Raw genomic sequence first — 21515 nt, forward strand, 5'->3', positions numbered from 1 at the left:
TAGGGTTCTTCGCGGCGGACCGAGGGGGCGGCCTGCTTTCGGCCGTTGATCCGGGTCCGGTATCGCGTGTGGTTCACCGATGGCCCCGCGTGCCCCCAATCACCCATTCCCGCACATTCCGCCGGGCGTGTCCGCGCCCGTCCGCGCAGTCAGAAACGGATATCTCGTGATCTTCCTCGGCTTTCTGGTACTCGTGCTGATCACTGTGGCGGTGGCCGCGGTGACGCTGGTGAGCGCTCGCCGCGAAGCGGTCGCGGCGGGCGGCTCCGACTCGGACTCGCAATCGTTCGTCGGCGGCGTGCTGAACGCGCTGTTCACCGTGGTCCTCGCGTTCTACATCGTGTTCGCCTGGCAGAACGGCGACGACGTGGAGAAGGCGGCTCAGCAGGAGGTCAACGCGCTCAGCGACGTGCACTGGCAGGTCGCCGTGGTGCCCGCGGAGCAGGCCACCGCGCTGCGCTCGCTGACCGAGCAGTACGCGGCGCGGGTCGCCGAGCACGAGTGGCCCGCCTTGGATCAGGGGCGGCCGGACGAGCAGGTGGACCGGCTGATCGACGGGATGCGGGCGGAGGCGATCGCGCTGCCCGCGGACACCGAGGTGCTCAAGTCCGCCCGCGAGCAGGTGCTCACCGACCTGCGCAAGATCGACGAGTCGCACCGGGAGCGGGTCGACATCTCCACCGACGACCAGCGGTTCAACGTGGTGCTGCTCGCGGGCAGCGTGCTCGGCGGCGTGCTGATGATCGTGTTCCCGCTGCTGGTGGGGTTGAGCGCCCGGCCGGCCAACATCGCGACGATGGTGCTGCTCACCTTGACGCTGGGATTCACCCTCTACCTCTCGGTGCAACTGATGCATCCGTTGCACGGTCCATTCGGAGTCGATGCGGATTCATTCCGCACGTTCCTGGAATCGTTGCCCGCCGGTTCGAGTCCGGCAGAATGAGCAGCCCGAATCGGGCGGATCCAGGTGCGGTCAAGCGGTGGGGGGTCGTGGTGCACGTCGTGCTGAACCGTCGACGCGGCGCGCGTTCGGGTTCGCGCAATTCCGGCGGGATCGTGCCGCCCCGTTCGTTCTGGGCGGCGGAGGCCGATCGCGTGGCGCGCGAATTCCAAGGCGATGCCGCCGCGGAACCGGGGGAGGTGCGGAACTCCCTGCGCTGGTTGTTCGAACACGTGGCGGGTGCCGCCGGATCCCGAACGGGGAACGGGCGGGAACGATTCCACCAGGCGTGCGAGGCCGTGCTGTTCGAGCAGGGCGAGGCCGCGTTCGACCGGATGCTCACCCCGGTGCTGCGCACGGTCCTCGCCGCGGGGCCGGGGACGATGCCCCGGGACGACCTGATCCGCTGGCTGCACGCCCTCGGCGTGGATCGGGCGGCCGCGGTGCGCGCGTGCGAGCGCGCCCGCCTACCGGACCCGGCCCGCTGCACCCTGCAGGACGTGCTGCGCACGATGCGGCTGCACCACATGCACTCGTCTCGGCGCTGACTCCGCGGGCTCGTCCGGGACGATCGCGGCCGGCCGCCGGGTTCAGCAGGGCTCGTACTGGTGCTCCGGCCTGCCGCTCGCCCCGTACCGCAACGTCATCATCGCCTTGCCGTCCTGGGCGAGTCCGGCGAGGTAGCGCTGCGCGGTGGCCCGGGCGATGCCGAGCTCGTCGGCGATCTCGGAGGCGGAGCGCGGCCCGTCGGCGGCGCGCAGCGCATCGGTGATCAGCTTCGTGGTGATGCTGGACTGCCCCTTCGGCGCGCTGGGCCGGTCCCCTTCGCGCAGCGAGCGCATCGCCCGGTCGATCTCGGCCTGGTCCACCGGATCGCCGCCCGCGGGCAGCCGGGAGCGGAAGTGCGCGTAGGCGGTCAACCGTTCCTGGAGCTGCTGCGCGGTGAACGGCTTCACCAGGTAGTTCAGCGCTCCGGCGGCCAGCGCGGCGCGGACGGTGACCGGGTCGGAGGCGGCGGTGAGCATGATCGCGTCGACGTCGAGTTCGGCGAGCAGCGCGACGCCCGGGCCGTCCGGCAGGTAGTTGTCCAGCAGCACCAGCTCGGGCCGGTGCTCGGCGATGAGGTCGCGGGCTTCGGCGGCGGAGTGCGCGACGCCGACGGTGCGGAAGCCGCGCACCCGGTCGGTGAACTCGGCGTGCACCTGCGCGACGCGGAAGTCGTCTTCGACGACGAGGACCCGGATCATCGGTTCGCCTCCTGTTCGGCGGTGTCGGCATTGCTGGTGGGATCGGCGGGCGAGCCGCCTGCGAGCGCACCGGGCAGCCTGGCGACGAACAGCGCGCCGTGCTCGTCGCCGCCGGGGTCGGCGAGCCGGACCTCGCCGCCGAGCGCGCGCGCCGCCTGCTGGGCGAGGGCCAGCCCGATGCCGTGGCCGTCGCCGTCTTTGGTGGTGCTGCCCTCGGTGAACAGGTCCGCGCGCAGTGCGGCGGGCACGCCGTCCCCGGTGTCGAGCACGGACAGGTGCAGCGCGGTGCCGTCGGAGAGCAGGTCCACGTCCACCCGGGCGGGCCGCCTGCCGCCGGCGCGGGCCGCCTCGCAGGCGTTGTCGACGAGGTTGCCGAGCACGGTGGTGACTTCGACGGGAGAGGTGACGGCGGTGGCGACCCAGCTGGTCTCGCCGAGCTCCAGGGCCACGTCCTTCTCCGCGGCGGCGGCCTTCTTCGCGCCGAGGAAGGACACCAGGTGCGAGTCGCGCACCGCGTCGGCGGCGGGGCCGAGACCGGCGATGCTGCCGCTGAACAGGGCCTGCAGGTAGTCCTCCGCTTCCTGCCGGTGCCCGGTCTGCAGCAGCCCGGACAGCGCGTGCAGCCGGTTGGTGAACTCGTGGCGCTGGGCGCGCAGCACGTCGGCGGTACCGCGGACCGATTCGAGTTCGCGGGTGAGCTTGTCCAGGTCGGTGCGGTCCCGGAGGGTGACGACGCCGCCGAGGTCGGTCCCGTCGCGGTGCACCGGCCGGTGGTGCGCGACGAGGACCCGGTCGGCGGTGACGGTGATGAGGTTGTCGACCGGGCGGTGGTCGAGCAGCGCCGCCCGCAACCGCGGCGGCAGGTCGAGCTCGCGCACCGGGGTGCCGGGTTCGACGCGGCGGCCGAGGAGCCGTTCGGCCTCGCCGTTGCCGAAGGTGATCCGGCCCCGTGCGTCCACGGCGAGCACGCCTTCGCCGATGCCGTAGAGCACCGCTTCCCGCTGCCGGACGAGTTCGGTGAGCTCGTGCGGTTCGAGGCCGAGGGTGCGGCGCTTGAGCAGCCTGGTGAGCAGCGCCGATCCGGCGATGCCGAGCAGCAGGGCGCCCGCGGCGACCGCGGCGGAGGTGCCGAGCAGCCGCAGGAAGGCGGTGTGGATCTGCCGGGCGTCGAACCCGACGCTGACCTGCCCGACGATGCGCCCGTCGGTGGTGCGCAGCGGGACCTTGCCGCGCGCGGACCAGCCGAGGGTGCCGCGCTGCACGTCGACCACGTCGCGCCCGGCGAGTGCCTGCGGATCGGTGCTGACGGGGTCGCCGATCTGCGCGGGGTCGGGGTGGGCGAGCCGCACGCCGCGGTCGTCGGTGATGACGATGAACAGCGCTCCGGTGGCGGTGCGGGCGCGTTCGGCCTTGGTAGCCACGCGCGGGTGCCGGGCGGGGTCGGCGACGGCGGCGGCGAGGTCGTCGTCGGCGGCGACCGAGCGGGCGACGCCGAGGGCGCGCTGCCCGTACTGGTCGACGAGGCTGCGGTCGAGCAGGGTCGCGGCGAGCGCGAAACCCACGCCGGTGATCAGGACGACGAGCCCGATCTGCAGCGCGAGCACCTGCCGGGCGAACCGCATGGGGCGGCGGGACATGTCGCGACCCTACCCAGCCGTTTCGGCCGGTCGGGGCCGTGGCGCGGGTGCGGGGGCGCAGAACGAGCAGAACGCGCGCAACGCGGGCTAGGCGTACAAGGTCGTTAACCCTCCCGTCACGGGCGTGCGGCACCTACGGTTCCGCGCAATGGAACAACGGTGTTACGTGGGCCACGTCGTGGTTCGGAGGGGGGTAGTGCGGTGATCGCGTTGCTCGGTTTGGCGATGGTGTCGGTCTTCCTCTACCTGGTGATGAGCAAGCGGCTGGCGCCGATGGTGGCGCTGATCGTGATCCCGGCGATCTTCGCGGTGATCGCGGGCTTCGCCCCGGACCTGGGGGAGATGGTCACCGACGGCATCACGTCGCTGGCGCCGACCGCGGCGATGCTGATGTTCGCCATCCTCTACTTCGGCATCATGATCGACGCGGGGTTGTTCGACCCGGTGGCGCGGGCGGTCGTCCGGCTCACCGGCGACGACCCGCTGAAGCTGATCATGGGGACGGTGGCGCTGGTCGCCGTGGTGTCGCTGGACGGCGACGGCACCACCACCTTCATGATCACGGTGTCGGCGCTGCTGCCGATCTACCGCAAGCTCGGGGTGAGCCCGGTGCTGATGACCGGGTTGGCGTGCATGACGAACGCGATCCTGAACATCGTGCCGTGGGGCGGCCCGGCGGCGCGGGCGGCGAGCGTGCTGCGGCTGGACCCGCAGGAGATGTTCGTGCCGATGATCCCGGCGCTGGGCGCGGGGCTGGTGACCGTGTTCGTCATCGCCTACGTGCTGGGACTGCGGGAGCGGGCGAAGCTGCGGGTGCGCGCCGCGGAGCCGGCGCTGGCCGGGGTCGGCGCGGGCGGCGGTGGTGGTCCGGTGGGCACCGGTGGTGCCGATGCCGAGGACGGTGGCGACTTCGACGTGCTGCACCCGGACCGGGAGAGCCTGCGGCCGCGGCTGATCTGGTTCAACGCCGCGTTGACGGTGGCGCTGCTGGTGGCGCTGATCTCCGGGGTGCTGCCGATCGCGGTGCTGTTCATGATCGGCACCGGGATCGCGCTGATCGTGAACTACCCGAGCATCAAGGAGCAGGCGGCGCGCATCGCCTCGCACGCCGACAGCGTGGTCGCGGTGGTGTCGATGGTGTTCGCGGCGGCCGTGTTCACCGGGGTGCTCTCGGGCACCGGGATGATCGAGCAGATGGCGCAGTACCTGCTGCACGGCATGCCGGACGCGCTGTTCCCGTACTTCAGCGTGGTGATCGCGGTGCTGAGCATCCCGTTCACGTTCTTCATGAGCAACGACGCGTTCTACTTCGGCGTGGTGCCGATCCTGGCGGAGACGGCCGCGCAGCACGGGATCTCGGCGATGGAGGTGGCGCGGGCGTCGCTGCTGGGCCAGCCGATCCACATGCTGAGCCCGCTGGTGCCCGCGATGTACGTGCTGATCGGGTTGGCGAAGGTGGACCTGGGCGACCAGCACCGGTTCGCGATCAAGTGGGCGCTGCTGGTGTCGCTGGTGGTGATCGCCGCGGGCTTCGCCCTGGGCCTGATCGCCATCCACTGACCGGCGCGCGAGGTGAGCGGCCCGTTCGTCCCGCCGGGCGGGCGGGCCGGTCCCGCGTCGAACCTCCGCGCGGCGGCCGGGTCCGGGGAGGAGCCCGGCCGCCGCGCGAAGTCCGAAGGCGCGCCGCCGAGCGGCGGCGCGACCGATCGTTACCGAGTTCGGGCGCCCCCAGGTCGCCCGAACTCGATGCCCCCTTGGAAGGCACCAACAGTAGGGCTTGATCGACTCGGCGGGGAAGTTTCAGTTCGCCCAGTCGTTGGCCGAAGCAGTAAGAATTTGCTGAATCGAGTGACAGGTTTCGAAACGGCATATTCCGGTGAGGTGCTGGGCCGTCCAGGGCCGGAATCTCCCGACCCGCCCCGGACCGGTGCCCGTGCCCGATAGGCTCGGCGCCCGTGCCGCAGCGGACCCCCTCCACCGAGCCCGACCTCGACGCCGACCGGCTGCGCCGCCTGCACCAGGACGCGCTGGCCCCCGACGGGCTCCGGCTGCTGGTGCGCCGCGTCGCGGAGACCGTGCGCGGCCGGGCGGTGCTGCTGGACGCGGGCGGCGAACCGGTCGTGCCCGCGCCGGAACCTCCCCCGGAGGCGTTCGCCGCGATCGCCGAGGACCTCGACCGCATCCGGTCCGGGCACGTGCGCTCGGCCGCGGTGCACCGCGGCGACCGGATGCTCTGCGCGCAGGCGCTGGACGCGGGACCGGAATCCCCGGTGCTGGTGGTGTCGCTGCCCGCCACCGGAACCGCCGGGGTGGACCGCCTCCTCGCCGACGCCTCCCGGCTGCTGTCCCTGCGGTGGCAGGCCGACACCGCCCGGCAGCAGTCCCGGCGGGTGGCCGCGGCTGCGACCGCCGTCCGCGAATCCGTGCTGCACCTGCTGATGCTGGGGCACCCGGACAGCGCGCAGCGGGTCGCGAGCGCGCTCAGCCCGCGGCTGCCCGCGTTCCTCACCGTCTACGTCATCGAAGCGGGCAAGGTCGACCGGGATTCGCTGGCCGCGCGGATCGCGCGGATCACCGGCCACCGGGCGTGGATCGTGCATTGCCCGGTGTACGTCAAGCACCTGATCGTGCTGGTCCCCGCCGGCGAGCACCAGCACCACCGGCCGGCGGACTCGGTGGCGGACCTGGTGCGGGACGTGGTGGCGGGTCCGGACCGGATCCGGGTGGGCGCGAGCCGGGTGGTCGCGCTGCGCGAGGTCGCCGTCGGCTACGAGCAGGCGTTCCACGCACTGGCGGCCGCCCGCGGCGGGGCGGGCTCGTTCGAGATGTTCGCGTTCCAGGAGAGCCTGGCCGCCGTGGTCGGCGTGGCGGGCGAGCGGTGGGCCGAGCAGGTGCTGGCCCCGCTGCGCGCGTTCGAACCGGCCCGCGTGCAGGACCCGGACGCGGCGGCGCTGGAGCTGACCCTGGGGGCGTGGCTGAACTTCGGCACCGGCGGCGCGCGCCAGCTCAAGATCCACCGCAACACGCTCGGCGCCCGGCTCGCGCAGCTGGAGCGGCTGCTGGACTGCGACGTGCGGGACCTGCCCACGCAGGCCCGGCTGCACCTGGCCTTGCACCTGGCCGCCCGCTCGGCGGAACTCCCGGAACTCCCGGAACTCCCGGAAGAACCGGGAGAACCGGAACCGGACGAGCTGCCGGACCTGCTGCAGCGGCCCGAAGTGCTCGCGTGGGCGGCCCGCCAGCTGGAGCCGCTGCGCGCGGCCGAACCGCACCTGCTGCCGACCTTGCGCGCCTGGCTGGACGCCGGCGCCCGGTTGGAGCCGGCGGCCGAGGAGCTGGAGCTCTCGGTGCCCGCAGTGCGCAAGCGGATCGTGCGCATCGAGCGGGTCCTGGAGCGCTCCCTGCTGCACGGCCCGTCGGTGCGCTACGAACTGCACTTCGCGATGCGGCTGGCCGACGGGCTCCCGGTCGGTCAGGGCTGAGCGGTCGGTCAGGGCTGAGCGGGCGGGTTCCGCAACCCGTCGAAGGTGAGCCGGACGACGGCCTCGGCGAGCTGCTCGGCATCCAGGCCCGGCTGCGGCCGGTACCACTCGATGATCGAGTTCACGGTGCCGAACAGCAGCCGGCTGGTCAGCGCCGGGTCCAGGTCGGGGCGCAGGCTGCCGTCCCGTTCGGCTTCGGCCACCAGCTTCCCGAGGAACGCGTCGATCTCGCGGCGCCGGGCCAGCGCGTCCCGCTCCACCTCGCTGTTGCCGCGGACCCGCAGCAGCACGGTCACGAACGGCTGCTCGGCGACGAGCACGTGCACGCTGCGCCGCACCACGTGCCGCAGCCGGTCGATCGCCGGGCCCCGCTGGGACTCCGGTTCGGCGGTCACCGCCAGCAGCGCGTCCAGCGCCCGGTCCACGGTGCGCCGCAGCAGCTCTTCCTTGCCGGAGACGTGGTGGTAGATCGCGGACTTGGTGATGCCGAGCCGCTGCGCGAGCACGTCCATGCTGGTGCCGTCGTAGCCGCGCTCGTGGAAGACGACCGCGGCGATGCGCAGCAGCGAGTCCAGGTCGTGCCCGGGCCTGCCCCGGCCGCGGGCCGTCATGCGCCGCGCCGGTCCAGCACCCGGCGCAGCTTGCCGACGGACCGCTCCAGCGTCCCCGGATCGGCCACCACGACCTCCGCGGTGATGCCGATGGCGTCCTTGACCGCGCGGGCCAGCGACTCCGGTGCGGCGGCGCGCAGCCCGGGTGCGCAGTCCTCGGCGGCCTCGGCGGTGATGGTCATGTGGTCCATCCTGCCGCGGCGGGACAGGGTGATCTGGAAGTGCGGGGACAGCCCGTCGGCGCGCAGCACCAGTTCCTCGACCTGGGTGGGGAAGACGTTCACCCCGCGCAGGATGATCAGGTCGTCGCTGCGGCCGGTGATCCGCTCCATCCGGCGCATCGCGGGCTGCGCGGTGCCGGGCAGCAGCCGGGTGAGGTCCCGGGTGCGGTACCGGATGATCGGCAGCGCCTCCTTGGTCAGCGAGGTGAACAGCAGCTCACCGGCGTCGCCGTCGGGCAGCGTCCCGCCCAGCACCGGGTCGATCACCTCGGGGTAGAAGTGGTCCTCCCAGATGTGCAGGCCGTCCTTGGTCTCGGCGAACTCGGCGGCGACACCGGGACCCATCACCTCGGACAACCCGTAGATGTCCACCGCGTCGATGTCCAGGGCCCGCTCCAGCTCGCCGCGCATCTCCTCGGTCCACGGTTCGGCGCCGAAGATCCCGGCGCGCAGCCCGGTGTCCCGCGGGTCGATGCCCTGGCGGCGCAGCTCGTCGACGAGGGCGAGCATGTACGTCGGCGTCACCATGATCAGGTCGGGCCGGAAGTCGCGGATCAGCTGCGCCTGCCGCGCGCTCATCCCGCCGGAGGCCGGGACCACGGTGCAACCGAGCTTCTCCGCGCCGTAGTGCGCGCCGAGCCCGCCGGTGAACAGGCCGTAGCCGTAGGAGATGTGCACCAGGTCGCCGGGTCGCCCGCCCGCGGCGCGGATCGAGCGGCTCACCACCTCCGCCCACACGTCCAGGTCGTGCCGGGTGTAGCCGACGACGGTGGGCTGCCCGGTGGTCCCGCTGGAGGCGTGCACCCGGCTGACCTGCTCGCGCGGCACCGCGAACATGCCGAACGGGTAGTTCGCGCGCAGGTCCTCCTTGGTGGTGACGGGGAACTTCGCGAGGTCGGCCAGTTCGCGGCAGTCGTCCGGGTGCACCCCGGCGGCGTCGAACTTGGCGCGGTAGAAGGGAACGTTGCGGTAGGCGTGCCGCAGCGTCCACCGCAGCCGGTCCAGCTGGCGGGCGCGGAGCTCGTCCACCTCGATCGGGGCGGTCTCGTCGGCCGCGGTGGTCGTTCCGGTCATGCGCGTTGCCCTCTCCGGCCGTCGATCGTCCTGCTGCGCCCGCGGAATTCGGCGATCACCACCGCGTCGTGCTCGCGGCGCACGGTGATGTCGTAGATCCCGCTGCGGCCGTAGCGGGTGCGCTCGGTCGCTTCGGCGTGCAGCCTATCGCCTTCGTGCGCCGGCGCGATGAAGTTGATCTCGGCTCCGGCCGCGACGGTCACGGGACCGTGGCTGTTGCAGGCGCAGGCGAACGCGGTGTCGGCGAGCAGGAACACGTAACCGCCGTGCGCGATGCCGTGGCCGTTGACCATCGAGCGGGTGATCGTCATCCGCGCGCTCGCCCGGCCCTCGGCGGCGGACTCCAGTTCGATGCCGAGTTCCCGGGACGCGGTGTCCTCGTCGAACATCGTTCGTGCCGCGTCCGCGACGGGTTCCACCCTGCTCACCGGGGCTCCACCACCTCTGTACTGACCGAACAGTCGGTTATTCTGCTCGCAGTGTTGGCGGCGGCCGTCGCGATGTCAACCCGCGCCTCCCGGCGATGCGCGCCGCCAAATCCGGTCCACAGTGGACCTTCGAGTGCGGAACCCGGTGGTTCCGGTGCGTGCTGGCAGGACGAGCCGGAGCTCAAGCAGTAGCGTTTCCCGCATGGTGGCGATGCCGGTGACCGAACGGGTGCTGCTGCGGGAGTGGCGGCCCGACGACGTCGACGGTGCCTTCGCGGTCTACGGCACCACCACCGTCACCGACTGGCTGGTCCCCTCCATGCCGCGCGTGGCCGACCTCGCCGCCATGCGCAGGGTGCTGGCCCAGTGGATCGACGAACAGCGCGAACTCCCGCCCCCGCTCGGCCGGTGGGCCTACGAGCACCGCGACACCGGCGAGATCATCGGCGGCGCCGAGCTCCGGCCGCTGCCACCGCACTACGAAGACGTCGAAGTCGCCTGGCACCTGCGGCCCAACGCCTGGGGGTACGGCTACGCCTCCGAAGCGACCGGCGCGCTCATCCGCTGGGCGTTCGAGCACGAAGCGATCGAACTGTTCGCCGTCGTCGACCCCGCCAACGACCGCGCGCACGCCACCGCGCAGCGGCTCGGGATGGAATGGGTGGGGGAGACCACCAAGTACTACGACCGTCCCCTGGGCGTCTACCGGATCCGGCCTGGCGACTTGGGCTGACGCCTCGTTTCGGACTGGGTGGGGTGGCGGAACCTCGGCGCCTTCCTCGCTGCGGAATCGATTTCACCGGTGGGTCCGCCACAGGAGAAATCGCCGTCCTCGCGAGGAAAGCGCTGAGAACCCGCGGCGGTGCCGGGTGCTGGAGCGGCTGCTCAGCGGCTTCGCCGCCGACAGGACAACGTCACTGATCGCGGAGTGCCGCGCTCAGTGGTGCGGACGGGGTTTCCTGATCGGTCATTCGGCGGGGGTCGTGGCGCGGAGGTGTTCGATCAAGTCGGAGAGCTGGTGGCGGCCGGCTTCCGCCGCCTGGGCGGCGCGGTCGGCGGCCAGCTCCCTGCCCTCCGGGCCCAGGCACCACTGCCACCAGCGGTCCAGCAGCGCGCCCGCCTGCCCGTCGCCGCCGTCGTAGAGCTCCTCGGAGGACAGCACCGCGGGCCACCGCCACGCCGCGCCCTGCGCCGAGACCTTCCCGCCGCCGCCCACCGGGTCCACCGCGATCGCCGGGATCCCCTGCGCCAGCGCGAACACCAGGCCGTGCAGCCGGGACGTCACCACCACGTCCGCCCGCCCGAGCAGCGTGGCGAACTGGTCGGCCGTCGAGCACAGCCGCGCGTTCACCCGGTCCAGCCGCAGGTCCACCACCATCGGCGCGCACTCGGTCCGCCCGATCCAGTTCAGCAGGTACCGGTGCACGCCGTCGTGCCTGCGCAGCGGCCCGTACTCGCGGCGCCCGTGGGACACCACGATCGCCGCCACCGGGGTCGGGCTGATCGAACCGCTCGCCGCCAGATCCCGCGCCGCCGGAACCCGCGGCCGGTCCCTGGCGAGCACGTGGTGGAAACCGCGCACCGCGGGCGCCTGCTCGTCGATGACCGTGACGCCGACCGCGATGCGCCTGCACCGCGCGTACCGCTGGTGCAGCTCCTCCACCTGCCTGCCGTGCGCCGGGCCGCTGACGAACACGAGATCCGTGTAGTCGCCCGGATCCGCGTCGTCCAGGGTGAGCGACCCGGGGATCAGCACCGGGCTCCACGCGAGGTCGTGCGGGATGCCCGACGTGCCGAGCGCATCCGCCACCCGCCGCATGGCCGCCACGTCGCCCGCGGAGAACTCGGAGTGCAGGAAGCTGGGCCAACCCGTGATCAGGACACGCACGTGAGCTCCTCGTCGACGATCCCGCCCTCCGGAAGTGCCCGGTCCCGGGCCGGTTCAACCACGCGCGGCACGAGGGTTCCCCCACTCGGGCACCTCCAGGCGACCCGCGTCCCGGCCCGCGCGAGCAGGGACTTTCGGCCGTGTCGCCCTGCGGTGCGGGTGGCAGTATCGGCGACCGCACGGAACCACTCGGGGGAGGACGGGCGAATGCAGGCACGACCCACACCACAGCAGGCCGACGCGCACGAGCCGACGCCGCAGGAGCGGTCGCGGGCGGTGCGCGCCACCGCGCACCACGCGCGCGACGCCGCCCAGCTGGCCGAACTGCTCGACATGCTCGGCCTCGACCCGGACGAGGGCAGGGGCGGGGGCGTGCCGCAGGCGCGATCCGGAGGTCCGTCCGCGGCCTGACCCGGGCGCTCGGCCACCTCGGTGACTTCTCTCGTCACCGTCCCCGCCGCTGCACTAGATTCCCCGCTGCGAAGCGGAGAACCGCGTGCGAGCGGGGGCGGCGATGGGCACTGCGGCAGCGGAACCGGACGTCGACGTCGTGGTGGTCGGCGCCGGATTCAGCGGCCTGTACGCGCTGCACGAGCTGCGGTCCCGCGGATTCACCGCGCGAGTGCTGGAAGCCGGGTCGGACGTCGGCGGAACCTGGTACTGGAACCGGTATCCCGGGGCGCGGTGCGACGTGGAGAGCGTGGACTACTCGTACTCGTTCTCCCCGGAACTGGACCAGGAATGGGACTGGTCGGAGCGCTACGCGGCCCAACCGGAGATCCTGCGCTACCTGCGGCACGTCGCCGACCGGTTCGACCTGCGCCGCGACATCGAGTTCGGGGCCCGGGTGACCTCGGTCCGCTTCGATCCGGGCGGCGCGTGCTGGACTGTGCGCGCGACCGGACGTCCGCCGCTGGTGGCGCGATTCTGCGTCATGGCGACCGGGTGCCTGTCGGTGCCGCGGGCACCGGACCTGCCCGGGCTGGCCGACTTCCGCGGCCCCACCTACCACACCGGGTCCTGGCCAGAGTCCTATGTGGACTTCGGCGGGATGCGGGTCGGGGTGGTCGGCACCGGTTCCTCGGCGATCCAGGCGATCCCGGAGCTGGCGCTGCGCGCGGCAGCGCTGACCGTGTTCCAGCGGACGCCGAACTTCGCGGTGCCCGCCCGCAACGGCCCGCTTGACCCGGAGCGGCTGCGCCGAGTCAAGGCGACCTACCCGCAGCGGCGCGCCGCCAACCGGGCCAGCGCCGGCGGAATGCACCGGGAGGACAACGAGCAGAACACCTTCGACGTCGACCCGCGGCGCCGCAAGGCGGAGTACGAGCGGCGGTGGCACGACGGCGGGTTCGGCCTGCTCGGCGCGTTCGCCGACGTCATGGCCGACCAGCGCGCCAACGACGAGCTCGCCGGTTTCGTCCGCGGCAAGGTCCGCGCCGCCGTTCGGGACGAGGCGACCGCGCGGCGGCTGCTGCCCGGCGGGCATCCGATCGGCTCCAAGCGGCTCTGCCTGCACACCGGCTACTTCGAGACCTACGACCAGGACCACGTCACCCTCGTCGACCTGGCGGAGCACCCGCTGGAGGCGGTGACCCCGGCCGGGGTGCGGGCCGGGGGAGCGGAGCACGAGCTGGACGCGCTGGTGCTGGCCACCGGGTTCGACGCGATGACCGGGGCGCTGAACCGGATCGACGTGCGCGGCCGGGACGGGACCGCGCTCGCCGACGCCTGGCGGGACGGGCCGGTGACCTACCTCGGGCTCGCCGTCGCCGGTTTCCCGAACCTGTTCCTGATCACCGGTCCAGGCAGTCCGTCGGTGCTGACGAACATGGTCTGCGCCATCGAGCAGCACGTGCAGTGGACCGCCCGCTGCTTGAAACATGTGCGCGACGGCGGCTTCCGCGGCATCGAGGCCACCGAGCAGGCGCAGCGCGGCTGGGTGGCGCACGTCCGCGAGGTCGCCGAGGAAACCTTGTTCCCGCAGGCGGATTCCTGGTACGTGGGCGCGAACGTGCCCGGGAAACCCCGGGTCTTCATGCCCTACGTCGCAGGACTCGACGTGTACGAGCAGATCTGCGAGGAGGTCGCGGCCACCGGGTACCGCGGTTTCACCCCGGTCTGAGCGGATTCCCCCGGCCGGCGCGGGTTCTCCCCGTTCCGGGCGGCACCCGGCGGCCGCGCCCCGGACGCGTTCACTCGCGGCCGGAGATCGGCGGTCACGGCAGCTCGAAGTGCTGGTAGTCCTTCGGATCGTGCCAGGAACCACCCCAGGTCCAGCCCGCGTCGGTGAACACCCGCACCGCCGCGTCCCCGTCGTGCAGCAGCCCCGGATCGCGGCGGGAGCGGTCCAGGTACGGCCCCGCGGTGGCGGGCTGCAGGTCGCCCTCCGAGCTCAGGTACGGGTTGAGCAGCGGGTTCACGTCCACCGCTCGCCCGTAGGCGTGCTGCGACCACGAGCCGCTGCCGGAGATCCCGCGGCAGTTGAACGCGGAGGTGTTGTTCGCGCGCATCGACGTCTCGTCCTCGGCGCCGGGGAAGTCCCCCGCGGGGCGCATCCGCTCGATGGGGAACCGCAGCGCGTGCAGCCGGGCGAACGCGTCGACCGTCTGCCGCACCCGGTCCTCGTGCACCACGAGCTCCCCGATGTGCTGCTGCCCGTCCATGCCCACGTGGCTCAACCGCAGCAGCCGCAGCCGGTCCGGGCTGACGGGGCAGCCCGGGTGCCAGCTGGCGCCGAGCCGGGCGGCGTCCACCGGCCGCACCTCGGAGGTGAACCGCGGCGCCGGTTCGCCCGCGGGCGGCTGCGGATTCCCGCACGCGACCAGCGCCCCCGCCACCGCTGCGATGAGCCACCGGTGCGGTGCCGATCCGCGGGACTGCCGCATGGCCGAACCCTCCTCCTGCCGGTTCCCCGTCGAGTGTGCGGGTGAACGGGCGCGGAATCGAGTGCCAGGAGGGGCGTTTTCCCCACGATCGGGGAGCATTCGGGTGGTCTTGTGTTGCGAATGGACAGTGCCCGGGACACGATCACGTTGTGGGATCAGTGGTCGCGGAATCCGGAGACCGCAGTCCGGCCCCGAAGCGGACGCATTCCGATGGCGCGACGGTGCTCCGGCGGGAGCATTCGCAGACGGCCCCCAGCCCCGGAACCGGTGCTGTCGCCGCGGCCCCACCTGGTGGAGAGCGGAGGCCGTGACCGTGCGCGGCCTCCGCCTCCGGGGGCGTCCGGTGGCGGCGAGGCGGCCGGAACCCCGTCCGGTGCCGGCGAGGCGGTCCGATCCCCGTCCGGAACGGCGACGTCAGCCCCGGTGCGCCCGCAGCCCGGCGAAGGCCATCGCCACCACGGTGTCCGCGAGCTCCGCGGCCCCCACCCCGCCGCGTGGGCGGTACCACTCGGACAGCGAGTTGACCATGCCGAACAGCAGCCGTCCCACGGTCGCCGGGTCGAGGTCGGCGCGCAGGTCCCCGTCGGCGACCGCCTCGGTGACCAGGTCGGTCACCAGCTGGTCGAACTCGCGGCGCCGCTCCAGCGCCGCCCGCTCCACCGGGGTGTTGCCGCGCACCCGCAGCAGCAGGGTGACGAACGGCAGCCGGTCCACCAGCACGAGCACGCTGCCGCGCACCAGGTGCTCCAGCCGGGCGACCGCTCGCGCGTCCTGCTCCCGCGCCTCGGCGGCGGTGGCGAACAGGCCGTCCAGTGCGTGCTCGGTGGCCAGCCGGAGCAGGTCCTGCTTGCTGGGCACGTGGTGGTAGATCGCGGACTTGCTGATGCCGAGCTTGCGGGAGAGGTCCTCCATGCTGGTGCTGTCGTAGCCGCGTTCGTTGAACAGCTCCACCGCCACCGCCAGCAGGGAGTCCAGGTCGTAGCCGGGGCGGCCGCGCTTCGCCGGGCGTGCGGGTGGTGCCGTCGTCATGGGCATGATTATTCCAGCAGGAATTTTCCATTCGAGCTGCGTGCGCCCCTCACGTCCGCGCCGCCCCGAGCGTCTGCATAGTGGTACCGACACGCGAGACGGGAGCAGGCCATGAGCACGGTGCACGCGGTGATCGGCACACCGCTCGGCGAGCTGACCCTCATCGCCCGGGACGACGCGCTGTCCGCGGTGCACTTCGCGGGCGGCAGGCACCGCCGGGAGGACCTCGGCGAGCCCGCCGACACCGACCTGTTCGCGGCGGCCGAGCGGCAGTTCGCCGAGTACTTCGACGGGCGGCGCACCCGGTTCGACCTGCCGCTCGCACCTCGCGGCGAACCGTTCCAGCTGCGCGTGTGGACGCTGCTGGAGGAGATCCCGTACGGCGAGACGACCACCTACGGGGCGCTGGCGCGGCGGCTCGGCGACGTGGGCTACTCGCAGGCCGTGGGCGCGGCCAACGGGCAGAACCCGCTGCCGGTGATCGTGCCCTGCCACCGGGTGATCGGCGCCGACGGCAGCCTCACCGGCTACGCCGGAGGCCTGGACCGCAAGCGCTACCTGCTGGCCCTCGAAGAACCTCCGCCGGAAACCGCGGGGCGCTTGTTCTGACCACCCTGACGGGGATCGCACCGCTCCTGTTGCTCGGGGCGGGTGGCGGAACCTCAGCGGCTTCCTCGCTGCGGGATCGTTTTCACCGGTGGCTCCGCCACAGGAGAAAACGCTGTCCTCGCGAGGAAGCCGCTGAGAACCCGTGGCGGTGCGAGTTGCTCTGGTGGTCGGCGGCTCAGCGGCTTCGCCGCTGACAGGCAGTTGAACCAGGTCAGGGGTGGGAGCCTCGGATCTGGAGGGAGTCGAGCAGTTCGGCGGTCGCTCGTTCCACCTGGTCGACCGCTCGCTCGAACGCCGCGGCGTTGTGCGCGGCGGGCGCGCGGAACCCCGAGATCTTGCGCACGTACTGCAGCGCGGCCGCGCGCACGTCCTGCTCGGTCACCTGCTCCGCGTACGGCGGGCGGAGGGTCTTGATGCTTCGGCACATGCTCCGGATGGTCCTCCGCCGACCGGCATCCGGCCAAGGCCGCGACGCCGGGTGGCGCGGCGGGGCGTGCGGTTCCGGGACGGCGATCACCTGGCGGGGACGGGGCCGTCGGCGCGCCAGACCGTACCGCGGCGCTCGTGGTGGAAGAGGTCCTCGACGGCGCGCGCCACCAGCGGCCCCACCTCGCGTTCCAGCAGGAGCAGACCCAGGTCCACGCCCGAGGTGACGCCGCCGGCGGTGAGCAGGTCGCCGTCCTCCACGAGCCGCGCGTCGACGACCTCGGCGCCGGTGCGGGCGAAGTCGGCGAGCCCCATCCGGTTCGTGGTGGCGTGGCGGCCGACGAGCGCTCCGGTCATGCCGAGCAGCACCGATCCGCCGCACACGGTGGCTACCGCGGTGCCGGGCCGGTGCACGGCCGCCGCGAGCAGCGGGCCGAGCGGGGAGCGCGCCGCCTCCACCAGCACCTCGGTGATCGCCTCGGCGACCGGGCCGTCCGCCGGGCCGGGGGCGGCACCGGGCACCACCAGCAGGTCGGCCCGTTCGGGGTCGACGGTGGCGGTGGCGCGCAGGGCGACGCCGGGGACCCCGGACGGCACCTCGCGCGGCCCGTCCGCCGCGGCGAACTCGGCGGTGATGCGGCCGCCCGCCGCGGCCGATCCGGCCAGCAGCGTTTCGTACGGGCCCAGGACGTCGAGCGGGTCGAAGCCGTCGAACAGGGCGAACTGCGCGTGCACGGGCGCTCCTCGGGTCAGGGTGCGGGGCGGTCGCCGCCGCGGAACCGACGGTAGGAGCGCGGGCCGCCCACTCGCCCGTGGCGAAAACGACAGCTTGTGCCGAATTCTGGCCAGCGCGCCCGACCTGGTGGTAGCAGTGGAGCCGTCCCCGCCGTCCCCGCCGTCCCCGCCGTCCCCGCCGTCCCCGCCGTCCCCGCCGTCCCCGCCGTCGCCCTCCTCGTGAACAGGTCCCGCCATGCACCTCGTCGCCGTGCTCGCCCTCGATCCGGTCGTGCCGTTCGACCTGTCCATCCCGGTGGACACCTTCCGGTGGGTGCTGCTCGCCGACGGATCGCCCGGCTACCAGGTGCGGGTGTGCGCGGTGGACGGCGAGGTGAGCGCGGGACCGTTCTCGATCCGCGCGCCGTGGGGCCTGGACGGGCTGCGCGATGCGGACACCGTCGTCGTACCGGGGCAGTCCGTCGTGGACCGCCCCGTTCCGGAGGAGGCGCTGGCGGCGTTGCGGGAGGCGGCGGCGCGCGGGGCCCGGATCGCGTCCATCTGCACCGGAGCGTTCGTGCTCGCCGCCGCCGGGCTGCTCAACGGGCGGCGCGCCACCACGCACTGGGGCGGCACCGCCGAGCTCGCCCGCAGGTTCCCGGCGGTCGAGGTCGATCCGGACGTGCTCTACGTCGACGAAGGGGACGTGCTCACCTCGGCCGGGGCGGCCGCCGGGCTGGACCTGTGCCTGCACCTGATCCGGTGCGACCACGGTTCGGCGGTGGCGGCCGACGCGGCGCGGCTCGCGGTGATGCCGCTGGAGCGCGACGGCGGGCAGGCCCAGTTCATCGCGCACGAGCCACCGGCCCCCGACGGCGCCAGCGTCCAGCCGCTGCTGCACTGGCTGGAGGACAACCTGCACCTGCCGCTGACCTTGGCGGACATCGCCGGGCGCGCCGCGCTCAGCAGCCGCACCCTCAACCGGCGGTTCCGCGAGCAGACCGGCACCACCCCGCTGCAGTGGCTGCACCGGGCGCGGCTGCGGCGGGCGCAGCACCTGCTGGAGACCACCGGGCACCCGGTGGAGCGCATCGCCGAGCAGGTCGGGTTCACCTCGCCGACGACGTTCCGGGACCGGTTCAAGCGGCTCGTCGGGACCAGCCCCGCCCGCTACCGCCGCACCTTCCGCGGTGCGGCCTGATCCGGCCCGCCGTCACCGGGTGAACGGGGCGCCCACCTGGTGCGATGGATGGCTGTCGGGGGTGTGGATTAGCGTTCCGGGAACGATCAACCGGGAGAGGGGCGTCGAGGATGACGGGAACGGACGAGCGGGACGACCTGCTGGGGCTGCTGGGCGAGCAGCGGCACGCGCTGCTGATCACGGTGCGCGGGCTCAACGACGCCGCCGCGGCGCGGCGCACCACCACGAGCGAGCTCACCCTCGGCGGGCTGCTCAAGCACCTCGCCGCCGTGGAGCGGGAGTGGACGCGGGTGCTGCGCTCGCAGCCCGACCCGGAGCAGCTCGGCGGGGCCGACCCGGACAGCCTGCGGATGGGGCCGGATGATGCGCTGGCCGACCTCATCGACGACTACCGGCAGGCCGCGGAGGACACCGACCGCGCGGCGGCCGACCTGCCGGACCTGGGCGTGGCGCTGCCGCTGCCCGCGGCGCCGTGGTTCCCGCCGGACGCGCAGTGGACCGCTCGCCGCGTGCTCGGGCACCTGCTGCGGGAGACCGCGCAGCACGGCGGGCACGCCGACCTGATCCGGGAGGCGATCGACGGCGCCAGCACCACCCGCCAGCTCGCCGCCGACTTCGGCATCGAGCGGAGCTAGCCGAGCGCGTCCAGCACGAACCGCGCCCGCTCCTCGACCGGTGCCAGGGGTAGTGCCACGAGCTCGTAGCCGTAGTCGGCGTAGGTGTCGGCGAGCACCTCGCAGGTGCGGCGTGCGAGCTCGGGGGACTGCCTGCGCTCGGCGTCGGTCCGGTAGATCGCCGGCCACGGCGGCGCGAGGAACACCGGGCCCGAGTACCGCAGGTCCCGGGCCGCGGCGTGCACGTGCGCGGGCACCGGGAGGCCTTCGACGCGCAGGTAACCGGCGATGTCCGGCAGGCCGCGGTCGAAGAACGTCACGCCGTCCCGCGCGGCCCGGTGCTCGCGCAGCTCCCAGCACAGCATCAGTTCCGCGAACAGCGCCGGATCGACCCACGGCAGCCCGTCGCCGCCGATGGCGAGCTGGTCGCGGATCACGCCGCGACCGGCCTCCTCGGACCGGGCCCACCCGGCGGCGCCGAGCCGATCGAGCAGCGTGCTCTTCCCGGAACCCGGGCCGCCGGTGACGACGACGCGGCGCGGTGCGGACATGCGGAACCTCCTGGGCGGTGCGGGTGGGGTCGGCCCGGGACAGGAGCCGTCCGCGCGGAGCCGGGAGAACGCAGCGGGCGCGCGGCGCGGCTGCGTGCCGCCAGCATAGCGGCGCGCCCTTGACTTCGAGCGCGCTCGAACTCCTAGCGTCCGTTCCGGATCGGGCGGCACCGCGCGGCGGGCTCCACCGCCCTGCCCGCTGCCGCGGGTGCCGCCCGATCCACCGGAATTCCGCTGCGACCGAAGGGGTTCGAGATGGAGAACACGGTGCCGATCGCGACGTTCGACGAGTTCTACGCGGCGGGTGATCCGCCGTGGGTGATCGGGGAACCGCAGCCCGCGGTGGTGGAGCTGGAGCGCTCCGGTGGCTTCCGGGGCGCGGTACTGGACCTCGGCTGCGGGACGGGGGAGCACACGATCCTGCTGGCCGGCCACGGCTACGACGTGCTGGGCGCGGATTCGTCCCCGAACGCGCTGGAACGGGCGTGGGCGAACGCCGCCCGGCGCGGTGTGGACGCGCGCTTCGAGCTCGCGGACGCGTTGCGGCTCCAGGAGAACCGGCGGTTCGACGTGGTGCTGGACAGCGCCCTGTTCCACGTGTTCGGACCGGCGGACCGCAGCGCCTACGCCCGTTCGCTGCGCGCGGTGACCGAACCGGGTTCGGTGGTGCACGTGCTGGCGCTGGCCGACGTGGCGGAGAGCATCGGGCCGACGGTGCACCGGGACGACTTCGCCGCCGCGTTCACCGATGGCTGGGACGTCGAGGAGGTGCGCCGGGTGTCGTACCGCGGCATCGCCTCCGGGGACAACGCCCGCCGCCTGGACGTCGCCGACGGCGCGGTGGTCGATTCCGCCGCGCACCTGGCCCGGATCCGCCGCCGGTAGCGATCCGTAGTGGACTGATCATCGTTCGGGAGCGCAGCGGGACGGCCGGTCCAGGTCGGCGCAGGGGACGTCGCCCTCGTGCCGCAGGATCGCGCCGCCCGCCGGGGAACGCAGGAACTCCAGGAAGCTCGACACGAGCGAGCCGGGCCGCGGTTCCTCGTAGGTGCAGGCGAATTCGTTCTCCCAGCAGGGATGGGCGCCGTCGACGACGGTCTTCCGGGTGGCGGGCACGCCGTCGATGCGGACCGGCAGCACCCGGTCGTCGCCCTCGACCCGGCCCGCCGCGCAGCCGAGAGCGCCGGGCATGCGGCGCACCGCGTCCAGCACCTGGCCGGTGTCGCCGCGTTCGCAGTGCACCACGTCCGGCGCCTCCTCGGGCCGGATTTCCGTGCAGTCGGCGGAGTTCCCCGGCGCCCGTTCGTCTCCCGCGCCGAGCAGGCGGCGTTCGAAGACCTTCCGGGTGCCGGACCGCCGCTCGCGGCTCACCAGCCGCACCGGCAGCTCGGCGCCGTCCAGCTGCCGCCAGTCGGTGATCTCCCCCGGTACCGGCTCGGATGGCGCCGGTGCCGTCCTCGATGCCGCCGCCGACCTCCGGCGCGGCGTCCGATCCTGCTGCGCCCTCCGATCCTGTTGAGCCGTCCGATCCTGCTGCGCGGTCCAGCATCACCGGCACCTCGTAGTGCGCGCCGCGGTCGAGCGGCACCTCGGGCGGTTCGATGACGTCCCGGTCGACGCGCCGCCCGGAATCCGGCCCGAAGGACGGGCGCCGGAATTCGCTGCTGAGCTCGGTGATCACCATGCCCGCGATGGTGCGGCCGGAGAACCGCACCCGGATGCCGACCTCGTCGCCGACGAGCACCGCGTAGCCGGCGGGGCCGATGTCGGTGCCCCGTCTTCCCCGACGCGCGGCCGCACGAACGAGGGCGCGGTGCGCGCGGCGCCTTCGGTGGGACAGCTGGAGGGCTTGGAACCCGCCGGGGTCGAGCCCGTCGCGGTCGGGCTGCGCTGCGTCGGTGGCGGTGGTGTCCGGCTGCACCCGGTAGCCGAGCCGTGTGCGGCCGGCGGAAGCGAAT

Annotated in this window: 24 protein-coding genes; 12 read left to right on the forward strand and 12 right to left on the reverse strand. The window is 73.3% G+C overall.

Annotation, left to right across the window (positions count from 1 at the left end; translation table 11 throughout):
- Nucleotides 1–193: 193 nt before the first annotated feature.
- Both AC29IT_RS00255 and AC29IT_RS00260 read left to right on the forward strand, forming a co-directional pair.
- Complete coding sequence (locus tag AC29IT_RS00255; RefSeq protein ID WP_488217389.1) at nucleotides 194–943, forward strand: bestrophin-like domain; 750 nt, start codon at nucleotides 194–196, stop codon at nucleotides 941–943.
- Between the two features lie 152 nt (nucleotides 944–1095).
- Entirely contained in the window at nucleotides 1096–1488 is a 393-nt protein-coding gene (locus AC29IT_RS00260) for a hypothetical protein (RefSeq protein WP_488217390.1), read from the forward strand.
- A gap of 42 nt (nucleotides 1489–1530) precedes the next feature.
- On the opposite strand, the gene AC29IT_RS00265 is transcribed toward AC29IT_RS00260, so the two are convergent.
- The gene (locus AC29IT_RS00265; RefSeq protein ID WP_358435886.1) at nucleotides 1531–2187 is read right to left on the reverse strand and encodes a response regulator; all 657 of its coding nucleotides are present in this window, start codon (nucleotides 2185–2187) and stop codon (nucleotides 1531–1533) included.
- The gene (locus AC29IT_RS00270) at nucleotides 2184–3824 is read right to left on the reverse strand and encodes a sensor histidine kinase (protein WP_488217391.1); all 1641 of its coding nucleotides are present in this window, start codon (nucleotides 3822–3824) and stop codon (nucleotides 2184–2186) included. The genes AC29IT_RS00265 and AC29IT_RS00270 overlap by 4 nt, the downstream gene beginning before the upstream one ends.
- Before the next feature lie 201 nt (nucleotides 3825–4025).
- Between AC29IT_RS00270 and AC29IT_RS00275 the strand changes: the two genes are divergently transcribed.
- On the forward strand, nucleotides 4026–5384 hold the full coding sequence (locus AC29IT_RS00275; RefSeq protein ID WP_358435890.1) for a CitMHS family transporter: 1359 nt from the start codon (nucleotides 4026–4028) through the stop codon (nucleotides 5382–5384).
- Nucleotides 5385–5779: 395 nt separating this feature from the next.
- Nucleotides 5780–7306, forward strand: a complete 1527-nt coding sequence (locus tag AC29IT_RS00280; protein WP_488217392.1) for a helix-turn-helix domain-containing protein — start codon at nucleotides 5780–5782, stop codon at nucleotides 7304–7306.
- Nucleotides 7307–7314: 8 nt separating this feature from the next.
- Here AC29IT_RS00280 and AC29IT_RS00285 read toward each other — a convergent pair whose 3' ends face one another.
- The 3 genes from AC29IT_RS00285 to paaI are packed head-to-tail and all read right to left on the reverse strand — an operon-like array spanning nucleotide 7315 to nucleotide 9601.
- Nucleotides 7315–7917, reverse strand: coding sequence for a TetR/AcrR family transcriptional regulator (locus AC29IT_RS00285; RefSeq protein WP_358447137.1), 603 nt, complete (start codon nucleotides 7915–7917; stop codon nucleotides 7315–7317).
- Nucleotides 7914–9212, reverse strand: a complete 1299-nt coding sequence (gene paaK / locus AC29IT_RS00290; protein WP_488217393.1) for a phenylacetate--CoA ligase PaaK — start codon at nucleotides 9210–9212, stop codon at nucleotides 7914–7916. Before paaK ends, AC29IT_RS00285 begins: the two co-directional genes overlap by 4 nt.
- Nucleotides 9209–9601 (reverse strand): hydroxyphenylacetyl-CoA thioesterase PaaI, encoded by a 393-nt coding sequence (paaI, locus tag AC29IT_RS00295; RefSeq protein WP_358447169.1) that lies wholly within the window; start codon nucleotides 9599–9601, stop codon nucleotides 9209–9211. Before paaI ends, paaK begins: the two co-directional genes overlap by 4 nt.
- Before the next feature lie 241 nt (nucleotides 9602–9842).
- Between paaI and AC29IT_RS00300 the strand changes: the two genes are divergently transcribed.
- Nucleotides 9843–10373: a GNAT family N-acetyltransferase gene (locus AC29IT_RS00300; protein ID WP_488217394.1), complete on the forward strand. Its 531-nt coding sequence runs from the start codon at nucleotides 9843–9845 to the stop codon at nucleotides 10371–10373.
- A 234-nt stretch (nucleotides 10374–10607) separates the two neighbouring features.
- On the opposite strand, the gene AC29IT_RS00305 is transcribed toward AC29IT_RS00300, so the two are convergent.
- The gene (locus AC29IT_RS00305) at nucleotides 10608–11528 is read right to left on the reverse strand and encodes a polysaccharide pyruvyl transferase family protein (RefSeq protein WP_488217395.1); all 921 of its coding nucleotides are present in this window, start codon (nucleotides 11526–11528) and stop codon (nucleotides 10608–10610) included.
- A 207-nt stretch (nucleotides 11529–11735) separates the two neighbouring features.
- Here AC29IT_RS00305 and AC29IT_RS00310 point away from each other — a divergent pair, with 207 nt between their 5' ends.
- Together AC29IT_RS00310 and AC29IT_RS00315 are read left to right on the forward strand one after the other, a co-directional pair.
- On the forward strand, nucleotides 11736–11939 hold the full coding sequence (locus AC29IT_RS00310; RefSeq protein ID WP_358446976.1) for a hypothetical protein: 204 nt from the start codon (nucleotides 11736–11738) through the stop codon (nucleotides 11937–11939).
- A 103-nt stretch (nucleotides 11940–12042) separates the two neighbouring features.
- A complete protein-coding gene (locus tag AC29IT_RS00315) occupies nucleotides 12043–13650 on the forward strand; it encodes a flavin-containing monooxygenase (protein WP_488217396.1) in 1608 nt (535 codons plus the stop codon).
- A 94-nt stretch (nucleotides 13651–13744) separates the two neighbouring features.
- Here the strand turns inward: AC29IT_RS00315 and AC29IT_RS00320 are convergent, their stop codons facing one another.
- Complete coding sequence (locus tag AC29IT_RS00320; protein WP_488217397.1) at nucleotides 13745–14413, reverse strand: M15 family metallopeptidase; 669 nt, start codon at nucleotides 14411–14413, stop codon at nucleotides 13745–13747.
- A 414-nt stretch (nucleotides 14414–14827) separates the two neighbouring features.
- The gene (locus AC29IT_RS00325; protein ID WP_488217398.1) at nucleotides 14828–15442 is read right to left on the reverse strand and encodes a TetR/AcrR family transcriptional regulator; all 615 of its coding nucleotides are present in this window, start codon (nucleotides 15440–15442) and stop codon (nucleotides 14828–14830) included.
- Between the two features lie 111 nt (nucleotides 15443–15553).
- Here AC29IT_RS00325 and AC29IT_RS00330 point away from each other — a divergent pair, with 111 nt between their 5' ends.
- A complete protein-coding gene (locus tag AC29IT_RS00330) occupies nucleotides 15554–16051 on the forward strand; it encodes a methylated-DNA--[protein]-cysteine S-methyltransferase (protein WP_488217399.1) in 498 nt (165 codons plus the stop codon).
- Nucleotides 16052–16262: 211 nt separating this feature from the next.
- Here the strand turns inward: AC29IT_RS00330 and AC29IT_RS00335 are convergent, their stop codons facing one another.
- On the reverse strand, nucleotides 16263–16478 hold the full coding sequence (locus AC29IT_RS00335) for a DUF2277 domain-containing protein (RefSeq protein ID WP_358446991.1): 216 nt from the start codon (nucleotides 16476–16478) through the stop codon (nucleotides 16263–16265).
- Nucleotides 16479–16564: 86 nt separating this feature from the next.
- Nucleotides 16565–17212 carry a DJ-1/PfpI family protein gene (locus tag AC29IT_RS00340; RefSeq protein ID WP_488217400.1) on the reverse strand — a complete coding sequence of 216 codons (648 nt, stop codon included), beginning with the start codon at nucleotides 17210–17212 and terminating at the stop codon, nucleotides 16565–16567.
- 235 nt (nucleotides 17213–17447) lie between these two features.
- Here AC29IT_RS00340 and AC29IT_RS00345 point away from each other — a divergent pair, with 235 nt between their 5' ends.
- Nucleotides 17448–18392 carry a GlxA family transcriptional regulator gene (locus tag AC29IT_RS00345; protein ID WP_358444379.1) on the forward strand — a complete coding sequence of 315 codons (945 nt, stop codon included), beginning with the start codon at nucleotides 17448–17450 and terminating at the stop codon, nucleotides 18390–18392.
- Between the two features lie 110 nt (nucleotides 18393–18502).
- Nucleotides 18503–19027: a DinB family protein gene (locus AC29IT_RS00350; protein ID WP_488217401.1), complete on the forward strand. Its 525-nt coding sequence runs from the start codon at nucleotides 18503–18505 to the stop codon at nucleotides 19025–19027.
- On the opposite strand, the gene AC29IT_RS00355 is transcribed toward AC29IT_RS00350, so the two are convergent.
- On the reverse strand, nucleotides 19024–19557 hold the full coding sequence (locus AC29IT_RS00355) for an AAA family ATPase (RefSeq protein ID WP_488217402.1): 534 nt from the start codon (nucleotides 19555–19557) through the stop codon (nucleotides 19024–19026). The two genes, AC29IT_RS00350 and AC29IT_RS00355, sit on opposite strands and share 4 nt — an antisense overlap.
- Before the next feature lie 255 nt (nucleotides 19558–19812).
- Here AC29IT_RS00355 and AC29IT_RS00360 point away from each other — a divergent pair, with 255 nt between their 5' ends.
- Nucleotides 19813–20442, forward strand: a complete 630-nt coding sequence (locus tag AC29IT_RS00360; protein ID WP_488217403.1) for a class I SAM-dependent methyltransferase — start codon at nucleotides 19813–19815, stop codon at nucleotides 20440–20442.
- 18 nt (nucleotides 20443–20460) lie between these two features.
- On the opposite strand, the gene AC29IT_RS00365 is transcribed toward AC29IT_RS00360, so the two are convergent.
- Nucleotides 20461–20976 (reverse strand): substrate-binding domain-containing protein, encoded by a 516-nt coding sequence (locus AC29IT_RS00365; protein ID WP_488217898.1) that lies wholly within the window; start codon nucleotides 20974–20976, stop codon nucleotides 20461–20463.
- A 182-nt stretch (nucleotides 20977–21158) separates the two neighbouring features.
- Here AC29IT_RS00365 and AC29IT_RS00370 point away from each other — a divergent pair, with 182 nt between their 5' ends.
- Nucleotides 21159–21308 carry a hypothetical protein gene (locus AC29IT_RS00370; RefSeq protein ID WP_488217404.1) on the forward strand — a complete coding sequence of 50 codons (150 nt, stop codon included), beginning with the start codon at nucleotides 21159–21161 and terminating at the stop codon, nucleotides 21306–21308.
- Nucleotides 21309–21515: the final 207 nt, after the last annotated feature.

Source organism: Saccharopolyspora sp. MMCC62 (assembly GCF_057736575.1).

What these genes read in the sequence shown, in the direction of transcription:
- AC29IT_RS00265 (WP_358435886.1), bottom strand. Translation starts at nt 2,187, where the DNA reads ATGATCCGGGTCCTCGTCGTCGAAGACGACTTCCGCGTCGCGCAGGTG.
- AC29IT_RS00270 (WP_488217391.1), bottom strand. Translation starts at nt 3,824, where the DNA reads ATGTCCCGCCGCCCCATGCGGTTCGCCCGGCAGGTGCTCGCGCTGCAG.
- AC29IT_RS00285 (WP_358447137.1), bottom strand. Translation starts at nt 7,917, where the DNA reads ATGACGGCCCGCGGCCGGGGCAGGCCCGGGCACGACCTGGACTCGCTG.
- paaK (WP_488217393.1), bottom strand. Translation starts at nt 9,212, where the DNA reads ATGACCGGAACGACCACCGCGGCCGACGAGACCGCCCCGATCGAGGTG.
- paaI (WP_358447169.1), bottom strand. Translation starts at nt 9,601, where the DNA reads ATGTTCGACGAGGACACCGCGTCCCGGGAACTCGGCATCGAACTGGAG.
- AC29IT_RS00300 (WP_488217394.1), top strand. Translation starts at nt 9,843, where the DNA reads ATGGTGGCGATGCCGGTGACCGAACGGGTGCTGCTGCGGGAGTGGCGG.
- AC29IT_RS00310 (WP_358446976.1), top strand. Translation starts at nt 11,736, where the DNA reads ATGCAGGCACGACCCACACCACAGCAGGCCGACGCGCACGAGCCGACG.
- AC29IT_RS00315 (WP_488217396.1), top strand. Translation starts at nt 12,043, where the DNA reads ATGGGCACTGCGGCAGCGGAACCGGACGTCGACGTCGTGGTGGTCGGC.
- AC29IT_RS00320 (WP_488217397.1), bottom strand. Translation starts at nt 14,413, where the DNA reads ATGCGGCAGTCCCGCGGATCGGCACCGCACCGGTGGCTCATCGCAGCG.
- AC29IT_RS00325 (WP_488217398.1), bottom strand. Translation starts at nt 15,442, where the DNA reads ATGACGACGGCACCACCCGCACGCCCGGCGAAGCGCGGCCGCCCCGGC.
- AC29IT_RS00330 (WP_488217399.1), top strand. Translation starts at nt 15,554, where the DNA reads ATGAGCACGGTGCACGCGGTGATCGGCACACCGCTCGGCGAGCTGACC.
- AC29IT_RS00335 (WP_358446991.1), bottom strand. Translation starts at nt 16,478, where the DNA reads ATGTGCCGAAGCATCAAGACCCTCCGCCCGCCGTACGCGGAGCAGGTG.
- AC29IT_RS00345 (WP_358444379.1), top strand. Translation starts at nt 17,448, where the DNA reads ATGCACCTCGTCGCCGTGCTCGCCCTCGATCCGGTCGTGCCGTTCGAC.
- AC29IT_RS00350 (WP_488217401.1), top strand. Translation starts at nt 18,503, where the DNA reads ATGACGGGAACGGACGAGCGGGACGACCTGCTGGGGCTGCTGGGCGAG.
- AC29IT_RS00355 (WP_488217402.1), bottom strand. Translation starts at nt 19,557, where the DNA reads ATGTCCGCACCGCGCCGCGTCGTCGTCACCGGCGGCCCGGGTTCCGGG.
- AC29IT_RS00360 (WP_488217403.1), top strand. Translation starts at nt 19,813, where the DNA reads ATGGAGAACACGGTGCCGATCGCGACGTTCGACGAGTTCTACGCGGCG.
- AC29IT_RS00370 (WP_488217404.1), top strand. Translation starts at nt 21,159, where the DNA reads ATGACGTCCCGGTCGACGCGCCGCCCGGAATCCGGCCCGAAGGACGGG.